This is a genomic window from Bariatricus sp. HCP28S3_D3 (assembly GCF_052065755.1).
In the GTDB taxonomy this organism is placed as follows: Bacteria; Bacillota; Clostridia; order Lachnospirales; family Lachnospiraceae; genus Allocoprococcus.
In genome coordinates, this window is record NZ_JBQHTK010000048.1 from 1 (window position 1) to 13,221 (window position 13,221).

Annotated in this window: 13 protein-coding genes and 1 pseudogene; 7 read left to right on the top strand and 7 right to left on the bottom strand. The window is 42.2% G+C overall.

What is annotated here, in order from left to right; translation table 11 throughout:
* Window positions 1-249 (bottom strand): annotated as a pseudogene (locus ACTNB3_RS16815) (transposase); the annotation flags it as partial.
* Between the two features lie 149 nt (window positions 250-398).
* On the opposite strand from ACTNB3_RS16815, the gene porA reads away from it, so the two are divergent.
* A complete protein-coding gene (porA, locus tag ACTNB3_RS16820; protein ID WP_441027054.1) occupies window positions 399-1,580 on the top strand; it encodes a pyruvate ferredoxin oxidoreductase in 1,182 nt (393 codons plus the stop codon).
* 16 nt (window positions 1,581-1,596) lie between these two features.
* Entirely contained in the window at window positions 1,597-2,529 is a 933-nt protein-coding gene (locus ACTNB3_RS16825) for a thiamine pyrophosphate-dependent enzyme (RefSeq protein ID WP_427820857.1), read from the top strand.
* A gap of 134 nt (window positions 2,530-2,663) precedes the next feature.
* On the opposite strand, the gene ACTNB3_RS16830 is transcribed toward ACTNB3_RS16825, so the two are convergent.
* Entirely contained in the window at window positions 2,664-3,323 is a 660-nt protein-coding gene (locus ACTNB3_RS16830; RefSeq protein ID WP_427820856.1) for a Crp/Fnr family transcriptional regulator, read from the bottom strand.
* 100 nt (window positions 3,324-3,423) lie between these two features.
* Between ACTNB3_RS16830 and ACTNB3_RS16835 the strand changes: the two genes are divergently transcribed.
* Window positions 3,424-4,122: an ATP-binding protein gene (locus ACTNB3_RS16835; protein ID WP_427820855.1), complete on the top strand. Its 699-nt coding sequence runs from the start codon at window positions 3,424-3,426 to the stop codon at window positions 4,120-4,122.
* Window positions 4,123-4,251: 129 nt separating this feature from the next.
* On the opposite strand, the gene ACTNB3_RS16840 is transcribed toward ACTNB3_RS16835, so the two are convergent.
* The 4 genes from ACTNB3_RS16840 to ACTNB3_RS16855 form a co-directional block, all read right to left on the bottom strand.
* Window positions 4,252-4,596, bottom strand: a complete 345-nt coding sequence (locus tag ACTNB3_RS16840) for a hypothetical protein (RefSeq protein ID WP_427820854.1) — start codon at window positions 4,594-4,596, stop codon at window positions 4,252-4,254.
* A 48-nt stretch (window positions 4,597-4,644) separates the two neighbouring features.
* Window positions 4,645-5,373 carry a hypothetical protein gene (locus tag ACTNB3_RS16845; protein ID WP_427820853.1) on the bottom strand — a complete coding sequence of 243 codons (729 nt, stop codon included), beginning with the start codon at window positions 5,371-5,373 and terminating at the stop codon, window positions 4,645-4,647.
* Between the two features lie 73 nt (window positions 5,374-5,446).
* Window positions 5,447-6,097, bottom strand: coding sequence for a YesL family protein (locus tag ACTNB3_RS16850; protein ID WP_427820852.1), 651 nt, complete (start codon window positions 6,095-6,097; stop codon window positions 5,447-5,449).
* Between the two features lie 6 nt (window positions 6,098-6,103).
* On the bottom strand, window positions 6,104-7,159 hold the full coding sequence (locus ACTNB3_RS16855; protein WP_427820851.1) for a LacI family DNA-binding transcriptional regulator: 1,056 nt from the start codon (window positions 7,157-7,159) through the stop codon (window positions 6,104-6,106).
* 333 nt (window positions 7,160-7,492) lie between these two features.
* On the opposite strand from ACTNB3_RS16855, the gene ACTNB3_RS16860 reads away from it, so the two are divergent.
* From ACTNB3_RS16860 to ACTNB3_RS16875, 4 genes are read left to right on the top strand one after another with little or no spacing between them, the layout of a single operon-like run.
* Entirely contained in the window at window positions 7,493-8,443 is a 951-nt protein-coding gene (locus tag ACTNB3_RS16860) for an ABC transporter permease (RefSeq protein ID WP_427820850.1), read from the top strand.
* A gap of 11 nt (window positions 8,444-8,454) precedes the next feature.
* A complete protein-coding gene (locus ACTNB3_RS16865; protein WP_441027057.1) occupies window positions 8,455-9,354 on the top strand; it encodes a carbohydrate ABC transporter permease in 900 nt (299 codons plus the stop codon).
* Window positions 9,355-9,374: 20 nt separating this feature from the next.
* The gene (locus ACTNB3_RS16870; protein ID WP_427820848.1) at window positions 9,375-11,051 is read left to right on the top strand and encodes an extracellular solute-binding protein; all 1,677 of its coding nucleotides are present in this window, start codon (window positions 9,375-9,377) and stop codon (window positions 11,049-11,051) included.
* 46 nt (window positions 11,052-11,097) lie between these two features.
* Complete coding sequence (locus tag ACTNB3_RS16875) at window positions 11,098-12,585, top strand: glycoside hydrolase family 32 protein (protein ID WP_441027059.1); 1,488 nt, start codon at window positions 11,098-11,100, stop codon at window positions 12,583-12,585.
* A gap of 142 nt (window positions 12,586-12,727) precedes the next feature.
* Here ACTNB3_RS16875 and ACTNB3_RS16880 read toward each other — a convergent pair whose 3' ends face one another.
* Window positions 12,728-13,165, bottom strand: a complete 438-nt coding sequence (locus ACTNB3_RS16880) for a transposase (RefSeq protein WP_441027061.1) — start codon at window positions 13,163-13,165, stop codon at window positions 12,728-12,730.
* Window positions 13,166-13,221 lie beyond the last annotated feature (56 nt).

Consider the following 13,221-nt stretch of genomic DNA (forward strand, 5'->3'; position numbering starts at 1 on the left):
CTCATCGTCAGAGTAATCAAACAATTCTTTGATGATGCATGCTCCGATGATTACGTTAACAGGAGTGTTTGGCCGTGAAGCTTTATCACTATATAAAACAGCAAAAGGTTTCTCATCAATTTTAGGGAACACTTCTTCTGCGAAAACCTTTGCCCAGGAATTTTCTAACGCTTTTTGCTCACGCGCAGTGAGGTTTGAAAAACTATCGAACAGAGATAACTGTTCTACATCATTTGTTTTAAAAGACATATGCAAACCACCTTTATTTGATAAGATGATTATACCATATGTCTTTCATCAATAATAGTTATTTAATTAGTTGGAAATACCTTTTGACCCCAGCATCTTGCCATGACCAGCGCCCCTTGGCTCGGAGTAGGAGCTAGAGGGCGCTGGTCATGGCAAAAAGAGACAGATTATCCGGTAATGAGGCGGTGGCAATCGCTCTGAGACAAATCAATCCGGATGTATTTCCGGCATTCCCTATCACACCATCTACGGAAATTCCTCAGTATTTTGCTTCTTTTGTGGCAAATGGACAGGTGGATACGGAATTTATCCCGATCGAGAGCGAGCACAGTTCTATGAGTGCGGCAATCGGAGCTTCCGCAGCAGGTGCGCGAAGCCTGACAGCGACGTCTTCCTGCGGACTTGCGTATATGTGGGAGGAATTATATATTGCAGCTTCCAACCGTCTGCCGCTGGCACTGGCACTGGTGAACCGTGCTTTGTCCGGCCCGATCAATATCAACTGTGATCATTCCGACAGTATGGGTGCAAGAGATGCAGGCTGGATTCAGATGTATGCGGAGAACAACCAGGAAGCATATGATAACATGGTACAGGCATTCCGGATTTCCGAGCATAAAGATGTGAGACTTCCGATTATGATCTGCCAGGATGGATTTATCACCAGTCATGCAGTTGAGAATATTGAACTGCTGGATGATGCGGAGGTCAAAAATTTTGTCGGTGAATATGAGCCGGAGAATTACCTGTTGAATCCGGAGTGCCCGATGGCAGTCGGCCCGTATTCCATCACGGATTACTATATGGAAGCAAAAAGAAACCAGGCAGAAGGTATGAAAAATGTAAGCCGGGTCGTAAAAGAAGTGGCAGACGAATTTGCGTCGCTTTCCGGAAGGCAGTATGGTCTGTTTGAGGAATATTGTCTGGACGATGCAGAAGTTGCAGTTGTGATGATCGGTTCTGCCGCAGGAACGACAAAGGATGCGATCGATAAGCTGCGTGCAGCAGGAGTAAAAGCAGGTCTTCTGAAGATTCGTCTCTATCGCCCATTCCCGGCAGAAGAGATTGCAGAGGCACTGAAACATGTGAAAGCGATAGCGATTATGGACAGGGCGGAAGGTTATTCTAATCACGGAGGTCCTCTTGGAGCAGATGTGATGGCAGCCCTGTTCCGTGCACATTCCCAGGCACTCGCCGTGAACTATATCTATAGCCTTGGCGGACGTGATGTTCGTGTAGAGGACATGGAAGGCATATTTAACACCCTGAAACAGATCGTTGAGACAGGTGACGCAGGGGAGACCTACCGTTATCTGGGAATTAGAGAATAAGGGGGACACGAAGAAGATGAGCTATAATTTCAAAGAGACGATGAATAAACCGGAACGTCTTGCTCCGGGCCATAGAATGTGTGCCGGATGCGGCGGAACGATTGCAGTAAGAAATGTACTTCGCGGGCTTCACGAGGGAGACAAGGCCGTAATCGGTAATGCGACCGGATGTCTGGAGGTATCTACCTTTACTTATCCTTACACTTCATGGGAGGACAGCTATATCCATAATGCATTTGAAAATGCAGGCGCAACCTTAAGCGGTGTGGAAGGCGCATATAAAGCATTGAAAAGAAAAGGCAAACTGGATGAGACTTATAAATTCATTACCTTCGGAGGGGACGGAGGAACCTATGATATCGGATTCCAGTCGCTGTCCGGAGCTATGGAGCGTAACCATGATATGGTTTACGTCTGCTATGATAACGGAGCTTACATGAACACTGGTATCCAGCGCTCTTCTGCGACTCCGATGTATGCAGATACGACCACAACACCGGTAGGAAGTAAGAGCAACGGAAAACCGCAGAACCGTAAAGATCTTGCTGCGATTATTGCAGCACATGATGTTCCGTATGTGGCACAGACTACATTTGTGCAGAACTTTAAGGATTTACATATCAAAGCAGAAAAAGCCATTTACACACCGGGAGCAGCCTTCCTGAATATTATGGCGCCATGCCCGCGCGGATGGAGATACAATACTCCGGACATTATGGAGATCTGTAAACTGGGTGTGGAGACCTGCTATTGGCCGCTATTCGAGGTAGTAGAAGGAAAATGGATTTTGAATTATGAGCCGAAGAAGAAACTTCCGATTGAAGATTTCTTAAGACCACAGGGAAGATTTAAACATTTATTCAAGAAAGAAAATGAGTATCTTCTGGAAGAGTTCCAGAAGGAAGTGGACAGAAGATGGGAAGAGCTTCTGTTTAGATGCTCAAGATAGAGTTCAAGTACGCCGAGGCGTACTTGAATGATGAAGCGGACGTTGGAAGAAGCACTTTCTCCGCAAAACCTTTGCCTGGGATTTTTCTAAAGCTTTTTGCTCACGCGCAGTAAGTGCCAAAAGCAACGGCCCCACTAAGAGATGGAAAACCAGGAGCCTTTTGTATCAATTTGCCCGGAATTTTTCAGTTTACTGATTTCAGCTGACATGGCACTGCGTTCTACACCCAGATAATCTGCCAATGCCTGTCGGTTATAAGGAATTACGAACTCCGTGCTACCGTGCTGTTTGGCTTGATCTAAAAAATAGGCCATTAATTTTTCTTTTGTTGATTTCTGTGACATATATCGGATTTTTTGTGACAGTGCCAAATTCTTTTGTGCCATCCCCTGAAGTAAATTCTTCATCAGGCGATTGTGAAAATGACAGGAATTGGAGCATGAGGTGAGAACACGTCTGCAATCCAGAAGGAGTACCGCACTGTCCTTGACGGCAATAACGCTTACAGGCATGGTTTCAAGACCGGCAAAAGAAAATACTTCTGCAAATAATTCTCCAGGCTGGAGGCAGGTCATTATGCTTCGGTTACCGTAATAATCTTCCCGGATCACTTGCACTGTACCGGAAAGAACAACACTTAAAAACCGGGCAGGGGTACCCTCAAGAAAAACTGGACTGCCTTTCGGGACATTAATAGTTTTACCATTCAGACATGCTATCATAGCATTCAAATCAGATTGTTCAATACCATCAAATAATGGGCATTTCGATAATATTTCAAAAAAATCTTTCACATTAATCCTCCTTTGTTGGAATTCCAACAGACATTCTTTTGCCAGTATAATAGAATAAGCTTGTAACGTCAAGTGCAGCAAATAAAAGGGAGGAAATACAATGATACGTAAAATTATTCAAATAGATGAAGAAAGATGTAACGGCTGCGGGGCATGTGCTGCAGCATGTCATGAGGGGGCCATTGGTATGGTGGATGGAAAAGCAAAGCTGCTTAGAGATGACTATTGCGATGGACTGGGAGATTGTCTTCCTACATGTCCCACAGGAGCGATTTCCTTTGTGGAGCGGGAGGCTGCTGCTTATGATGAGGCAGCCGTTCTGGCTGCAAAAGCGAAAAAGGAACAGCCGCTGCCTTGCGGTTGCCCGGGATCTGCAGCAAAAGCTATCAAACGTCAGGAGACTGATTCTGTATCAATCGCACCACAAGAATCTGAGCTTCGGCAATGGCCTGTTCAGATCAAACTGGTACCTGTGAAGGCTCCATGGTTTGATGGCGCAAAGCTTTTGGTAGCTGCGGATTGTACCGCTTATGCTTATGCTGATTTTCATAAGGACTTTATCAAAGGACGTATTACACTGGTAGGATGTCCTAAGCTGGATGCTGTGGATTATGGTGAAAAATTGACTGAGATTATCCGCAATAATGATATTCGCAGTGTTACAGTGGTACGGATGGAAGTGCCTTGCTGTGGAGGTATTGAAAATGCAGTGAAAACAGCACTTCAGGATAGCGGGAAATTTATTCCGTGGAATGTGGTGACGATTGCAACTGACGGTAGCATTATAGAAAGAGTGTAAGAATGCGGATGTGGCTAAATTGCAGGATGAGAAGATTACTGTTTCCTATTAATGCTTAGGAAACGTTTCTTCTCATTCTCGGGTTCACAGTCGTCGATTCATTTTGTTTGCCAATGAAACGGTTTATAATCATTCATGTGTGAAAAACTGTTTGGTATAATTCTTCTGCTCCCCGGTCTGCTTATCAAAGGTGATGCCCAGGGCCCCCAATTTTAGTCTTACAACCTGATGATCCAACTCTAAGGGTACATTGAGCATGTGGTTTTCTAATTTCCCATTGTTTTTGACAAGATACTCTACACCGAACGCCATTACAGAAAAAGACATATCCATAACATCGGCAGGGTTGCCATTTGCGTATACGAGATTGGCAACCCGTCCATCAGCAATAACAAACAAGTGATTGCCGTTTTCAAGGGTATACTCATCCAGATTTAAGTCCCTCAAAGGGACGGAGGTTTTGAAATCGGACACTGATTAGATCCAGAACCGGCATTTTCAGAATCGTTCTGGCAATGCTTTCTACAACAAATATCTGACATAATCGATAGCTTCTTCTGTCCGAGGACTGTTTGCAATGATTCCTAAATATACTATGTCACTAAATCCAGCATCAGAAATCATAGATGTTTGTGATAAATCCAGTCCAAATGGATGTTCTTCCGTGACTGCTTGATAAGTAATAGAGGGATCCAGCTGCAGATCGGTGGAATTGTCTTCAAGGATGACAGTATTTGTTACCAGATGAGGCTTTAATCGGTTATATAAATCTACATCTTCACTTGAAAGCAGTTCTTCCAGATCGCAGAGATATCCGTTTTGTGAAAAGGCATCAAATGCTTCTTTATTCATAAGGACAACATCCAGCTGTTTCCCGTCAATGGAAGCCAGGATCTTCATGCGGGATGCATAGGTGTATTCGTGATAGGGATTGGTCTCATCGTCGGTCAAATATAATCCGGTATATAGCTGCATGGTGGTTTTGGAAGTGTCTTGATCAAGAGAATCCAGAAAACCGGTGCTCAGTTGTTCAGTAAGGGAATCGCTTGCAGATACGTTGACTAAGGCAGTATAGAGGATTTTTTCCTTGTGGGTAAAATGTCCGTAAAGGGAATAACCAAGTATGTACAGAAGAATGCAAAGTACCACAATGGGCAGCTTATAATAATCCCAAATATACCGGATTTTTTGTGGCCCATGAAGGGTTTTCAGTTTTTCCAGCTCCGGTGACGCTTTTTGTTTCAGCTTCATGAGAATTCCTTTCTACTATGGTTTAAACGGCATCTGCCCAGACTGAAAACCTGTGACAGATACCGATAGGCAGTTATTGTGAATCGTCCGGTGAGGAGTTTTCGACAGACTCTGATTTCTCTTCGCACATCAACAGGATATTGGAAAGCAGGTAAGAACACAGGAAAGCGCAGAGTCCTTCACCAAAAATAATTGCGGGTGTAAAGATGTTTATGATTACGAAAATCATAATAAAGTAAATTACAGCCATCAGCACGGTGCAGAGCAGAAAGCGCATGCCAATCATAATTGAGTTTTTAAACATGGCCAGAGTTGTATTATTAAATCTGGCAAGAAGCGGAAAAATATACATCAATATGATGGCGTATGCAACGGCTGCTACAATCAAAACGGCGGTACAAATTGTCCAGAACGCATTCTCAAAACGAATGTGATACAGAACATAACCGTCTATTCCGAAGAGGATTCCAAATCCCAGAAGAATTAGCCAGATGACGGTTCCCTGTTTGAAATTCTCACGGAAAGAGTGGAAAAAGGCTTTTGTGATATTGCCTTCTTCGTTTTTGACCATTTTTAAAGTGACATAATATAATGCAGTTGTAGAAGCACCGATGGTAAAAACTGGAAGGCTGCAAAAAAACCACAGGATGTTAAGATATACTGCATTAACGATTTTTGTAATGAATTGCATGACCGGATTATCCGGGTTAAGTAAGCTGTTCATGATAGTCTAATCCTCCGTAGATTCTCTGTAGATCAGGTCAGTTTCAACGTGCATGGTTCGATAGTTTAAATCTGGTTCCTTTATTCGCGATATTAATAAATGTACTGCGTAGTAGCCCATGATCTGGCTGTGTATATGGATGGTTGTCAGAGAAGGCGTTATGATTTTTGATTCCGGAGAATCATCGAAACCGCAGAGGTACACATCTTTCGGAACAGAATAGCCAAGCCTCTTTAAAGCCTTTATGGCATCCAGAGCTACGAAATCATTTGCACAGATAAACACCTGAGGAAGCTCTTTCATATTTTTCAGACGATCTGTCAGGATCTCCTCATATTTGCGGGAAAATGGTTCGCGGTCAAGAATACTGTATTCGTCAGATATAGGTAAACCAAGCAGGTACATGGCATCGCGGTATCCCATATAACGTTCAAAAAAGGAATGGCAGTGCAGATAATCTCCGATAAATCCAATTTTTGTTTTTTTCCTTCGAGACATTTCCTCTACAAAGCGATAAATATTAGTGCGGTTGTCCATATATAACTTGTCTGCTACCAGCGGTGAACCCAGAGGATCGGCCGGAGTGTCAACAAAAAGGACAGGCAGATCAAGAGAGCAGACCATATGGCTATATGCGGAATCGAACAACTCGATGCAGACGATTCCGGCGGTCCTTTCTTTCGCAAAGGAAGGCGGGAGCAAAAGCCGGTGAAGGTCATCCGGAAGAATGCGGTACATGGTCAGACTGTAGCCTAACTGGGAAAGCTCTCGCTGAAATTTGTCCAGCATTGTGGATGCAAAATGGGAATTACCCAAAAAACTTGTGGTAAACAGCGCGATTTCACCGCGTTCATTCGGGGCGGAAAAAGAAAGGGACGGTTTGCCTGTGTCTGCAATTGTTACATATGAAAACTGTTTATATCCCATTTCCATTGCTTTTTTTAAAACTTTGTCTCTGGTTGCATCAGCAAGGATGCCCGTATTGTTAATCGCCTTAGAAACAGTGTTTCTGGAAACACCGAGGGCGTCAGCTATATCCTGTATGGTTACTCTGCCGGCCATATAATCCTCCTAATTATGTGAATGATTGTTACATAATATATTATAAAATGCAAAACAAAATGTGTCAAATGTAATAATGAAAAAAATTAGGTAAAAATGCATAAAAATAAAATGCTATAATTATAATAAATATACAATAATGTGCCAAAAGTAAAAAAATGTAAAAACAATAAAGGCAAAATGCCAGAATTATATTGACCAAATGTAAAATATGTGGTATAAAATAATCATGAAATCTTGAATTTACTTTTACATTTGCACAACTAGATTGAGACGGCATGGATATATGTAGATGCAAAAGTATGGGGAGAGAAAAAAAGGAAGGAGGACAAAATGAAAACAAGTTCTACAGTTGTTTCTGACAAGAAACAGAACAAAAACTCAGCAGGTCTTCATAACACGCTTCTGTATTTAAAACAGCATTGGCAGTTGTACGTGATTTTCCTGCTGCCGGCCTTGGCGCTTACTTTGATTTTCAAGTATATTCCGATGGGCGGCATCATGATTGCTTTTCAGAAGTATAATCCGATCAAAGGTATTCTGGGAAGTGAGTGGGTAGGATTCAAGTATTTCGAACGGTTTTTGTCATCACCGGATTTTATGACTTACCTGATCAATACCCTGAAGCTTAGTGTTTACGGTTTGTTATGGGGGTTCCCGGTTCCGATTCTATTGGCATTTCTGCTGAATCGAATCCAGAGTACGGGAATAAAGAAGAAAATTCAGCTTGTTCTGTACTTGCCGAATTTTATCTCCGTAATTGTATTGTGTGGTATCGTGCGTATTTTCCTTTCAGTTACGGGACCGGTCAATTTACTGTTTGGTACGAGCATTAATTTCATGACCATGCCGGAAGCATTCCGTACCATTTATATTGCCAGTGGTATCTGGCAGGGAGCAGGCTGGGCATCTATCATGTATACGGCGGCGCTTTCTAATGCCAGTCAGGAATTGAAAGAGGCAGCGTTGATAGACGGTGCGAACATATTCCAGCAGATTAAAGCCGTGGAGTGGCCTGCGATCAAGGATTTGGTTGTGATTCAGTTTATTATGCAGGCGGGTAATATTATGAGTATCGGTTTTGAAAAAGCCTATGCATTGCAGACGGATTTGAACCTGCCCGCATCAGAAATTATCGCTACATATGTTTACAAAAAAGGTTTGCTGGATGGAGATTACAGTTTCTCGACAGCAGTAGGTTTGTTTAATACGGTAATCAATGTTATTTTGCTGGTAGTAGTGAATAAGATTGTTGCCAAAATGAATGATGGTAAAGGATTATAAGGAGGAGCGAGATGAAAAAGAAAAGCAGATTTGCCAGATATTCTCTACAGGATAAGGCGTTGCTGATGTGCGGATACATTTTGCTTGGACTGTTTGTGGTTGCCATTATAGTTCCTATGATTTATATTGTCGTAGCTTCTTTTATGGATCCGGTTACCCTGCAGAATAAAGGTATTACCTTTGATTTTAGCAAATGGACTCTGACTGCATATGAACGTGTTATTTCAAATAAGCAGATTTGGGTAGGTTTTAAAAACGCAGTTATTTATTCTGTTGTGTTTACCGTTGTGTCAGTTGTAATAACACTTCTGGCGGCATACCCGATGTCAAGAGTAGATTTTAAAGGACGAGGATTTTTTAATGTGATTTTTGTAATTACCATGTTCTTTGGAGGCGGATTGATTCCTACTTATTTGTTGATCAGCAATCTGGGACTGCTGGACAGTATGTGGGCAATTATTCTTCCTGGAGCCTTCAGTGTATGGAATATGATTATTGCAAGGACATACTATCAGGGAATTCCTGGTGAATTGAGAGAAGCGGCAGAGGTAGATGGTGCCAATGAACTGGTATTCTTTTTTAAGATTTTGATTCCGGTATGTACTCCGGTTATTGCAGTGTTGGCATTATGGCAGTTTGTTGGTATGTGGAACAGTTACTTTGATGCAATGATTTATTTGAACGACTCAGCAAAACAGCCGTTGCAGTTGGTGCTTCGTTCTATTTTGATTCAGAATCAACCGGAATCAGGAATGATTTCTGATATGCAGAGCACAGCAGCAAGAGCACAGCTGGCAGAACTTTTGAAATACGCAACAATCATTATTTCAAGTTTACCGCTTCTGGTAATGTATCCATTCTTCCAGAAGTATTTCGACAGCGGTATTATGGCTGGTTCTATAAAAGGATAATGAATGAAAGGAGCAAAAAAATGAAAAACAAATATTTTAAGCGCATAGTTGCCGTGATGCTGGCAATGGGAATGGTTGTATCACTTACAGCGTGTGGCGGAAAGAGCACTAAAAAATTGAATAGCGGGGAATTTCAAGAAGTGGATAAGTCTGAACTGGAGTTTCCATTAAAAGAGACGACAACTTTAACTGGTATGACCAGTTACCCTGCAAATACGGAGTCAAATCCTAACAACCGTACAATCTTTAAACGTTTACAGGAAAAGACAAATGTCGAGATCGAATGGACGGCAATCCAGTCAGACCAGTGGGGAGATAAAATTACCCTCAACATGTCAAATCCGGACACTTTAACAGACTTTATCTTCACGGCAGGTTTTAGCGATAGTGATCTTCTTAAATATGCGGATCAGGGAATTATTATTCCATTGGAAGAATACATCGACGCATATATGCCGAATTTGAGTGCAGTATTTGAAAAATATCCGGAATATAGAACCATGTGTACTGATTCTGAAGGACATATCTGGGCTCTTCCGTGGATTGAACAGCTTGGCTCAGAAAAGACAGCAATCCAGACAGTTGGAAATATGAGCTTTATTAACAAAAAGTGGCTGGATTTCCTTGGACTGGAAGTTCCGACAACGGTAGATGAATTTGAACAGGTTTTAATTGCTTTCCGCGATCATGCATCTGAACTGCAGGCAGAATTCAATATTGACGGAAGCATCATTCCGATGGCATGTATTGTAAATGATGGTGACCAGGATCCGAGCATCCTCATCAATGGTTTTGGTGAAGGATACGGCGATGCTGATAAGGGAAGACATATTGCAGTTACTGATGACCTTGAAGTAATCTGTTCCGCAACACAGGAAGGTTATAAGAAGGGAATCGAATGGCTTCATTCTCTGTATGCAGAAGGTCTGATTGATCCGGAAGCATTTACACAGGAATGGTCTACTTACGTATCAAAAGGAAAATCCGGACGTTACGGCGTATGCTTTAGCTGGGATGTAGCAAATATTGACAATCTTCAGGATTGGGTTCCGCTTCCGGCATTAACAGCTGATACAAGAAATATCACTCCGCAGAATGGTTCTTTTACAAGTGGATTTGACCGTGGACGTTGCGTAGTAACAGCAGTTGCAGAGAATCCGGCTCTTGTATGTGCATGGCTGGATCAGATGTATGATCCGTTTCAGTCTCCGCAGAATAACTGGGGAACTTATGGCGAGGATGATGAGTTTGATATCTTTGAACTGGGTGAAAACGAGAACGGTGAGGAAATGCTGAAGCATGCTCCGCTTGGAGATGCATCTCCGGTTGAAGTAAGAGAAGCAGAGTGTGTTGGAGGTCCGCTTGCAATCCTGGATGAATACTATGGTGTATATGTAACATGCCCTGATGATGCACAGTATCGTTTGGATTGGATTAAAGATTACTATACTCCGGATATGAATACAAAATATGTATATCCAAATGTATTCATGTCTCAGGAAGATACAGAAGAACTTTCCAATCTGCAGGCAGATATCCAGAAAACAATCAATGCGAAAAAATCAGACTGGATCATGAATGGATTTACAGATGCAGACTGGGATAAATACTTGAAAGATCTGGATGCATATGGTCTGCAGGATTATCTGGACATTTTCCAGAAATATCTTGACAGCTACTATGAAAATGCAGAATAATAAAACGTTGACACTAGATAAATAATAATCGTAGGAGCAGAAATATATGACAAGTCAGACATTACGAGAAGCACGGAAGTATGAAGAAACTTATGACAAGAGAATAGCACTAGAAGACAGGCCGGGATTCCATTTATCAACAAGGGTTGGCTGGCTGAATGACCCCAATGGTTTCTCTTTTTATGAGGGGAAGTACCATCTGTTCTATCAGTACCATCCATATGACCCATATTGGGGACCGATGCACTGGGGCCATGCAGTGAGTGAAGATTTGCTGCACTGGGAGTACCTCCCGGCAGCTTTGGCACCTGATATGAGCTATGACAGAGACGGATGTTTCTCCGGAAGTGCGGTGTCACTTCCGGATGGGAGACAATTGTTAATGTATACGGGTGTTAAGAGAATACCTTTGGAAGAGGGTGGGTTCCGTGATGAACAAACTCAGTGTCTGGCGGTGGGGGATGGTCTTGATTATGAAAAATATGAAAAGAATCCCGTGCTTGATGTGGAGAATATTCCAGAAGGGTGCAGCAAAGCAGATTTTCGCGATCCTAAAATGTGGGTAAATGAAGATGGAACCTATAGCTGTGTGGTCGCAAACCGGGCAGCAGATGGCAGTGGACAGCTTTTGCTGTATACCAGTCAGGATGGTTTTGAATGGAAGTTCAAAAGTGTTTTGATCGAGAATCATAACCGGTTTGGTGTTATGTGGGAATGTCCGGATGTGTTCCGCCTTGATGGAAAAGATGTGTTGATGTGCAGTCCGATGGATATGCTTCCTGAGGGATTTGAATATCACAATGGTAATGGAACTTTATATCTGTTGGGAACTATGGATGAAGAGAACGGTACATTTAAGGCGCAGACGGATCATGCAGTTGATTATGGGATTGATTTTTATGCACCTCAGACGATTCTGACACCTGACGGCAGGAGAGTGATGATTGCGTGGATGCAGAATTGGGATACCAGTCGTCTTCATCCCAAGGAAACTCCATGGTTTGGACAGATGACACTTCCAAGAGAACTCTCTGTAAAAAATGGCAGAATATATCAGAATCCTATTCGTGAGCTGGAGAAGCTGCGACACAATAAAGTAGAATACAAAGATGTTGTTTTCACAGATACTATCAAACTGGATAAAGTGAAAGGAAGAAAAGTTGATCTGGAAATTGAACTGGAACCTGTAGAGGGAAAAGAACTGTATAAAAAGTTTGCAGTACGTTTTGCACAGGATTGCCAGTATCATACTGCAGTCAGCTTCCGCCCTTACGAATCTATTTTGAAGGTGGATCGTAAGTTTTCAGGTTCCAGAAGGGCAGCAATTCATCAGAGACGAAGCCAGGTTTCTTCAGAAAATGGAAAAATTAAACTGCGCCTGATATTGGATTGGTTCAGTGCCGAGATCTTTGTTAATGACGGAGAGCAGGTGATGACGATCACTCTATATACTGACCAGGCAGCAGATGGAATTTCCTTCTTCGCAGATGGAAGTGTAAAGATGAATGTTGTGAAGTATGATTTGATAGGATAACTTAGTGATCGGGACGTTCGATGCTGGGGGCAAAAGCCCTGGTATCGAACGTCCCTCTTTTGCTTTTTGTTGCTATTTATAAGTTTTTACCGTAGTTTTTGGTATATATGGCGTTGATTGTAACTATGCCCTTCCCATATTCTTATGCCAGTATAGGAGTTTCTGCATAATTCAAAGACCCTTTCACATAGTGAAAGAATTTTCTAAAATTCAACGCTGCAATTTTACTTCCGAAGAAGAACCTTCCTCTTTGTTTTCCACGAGGAAGCTTTTCCAGATGATAGTTTTTTCGAAGAATTGAGGGAATCGTTTCTACTCCGTTTCGTATCCTGCGATACAAATTATATGTTTCACTAGACATTCTCTCCTCTAGTGCGAGGCGAATAAGGCTCTTTTTCGTAATAAGTACTCTTGCTATATTTTTGAATATTTTGGCATGACACTGTTCCTTATGTGGACAGTTTGCGCATACATCGCTGTCAAAGGTGATTTTAAATTCATCATTGCTCTTCTTATAACAACAACTTCTAGGTGTGTTTCCTGCCGGACACTTTATCACTTTTGTTTTTTCTTCGTCCATTTCAAATCCGGAAACATCTCGCCGATTCTTTTTGGCTGTCAATGCAGTAGGAAGTA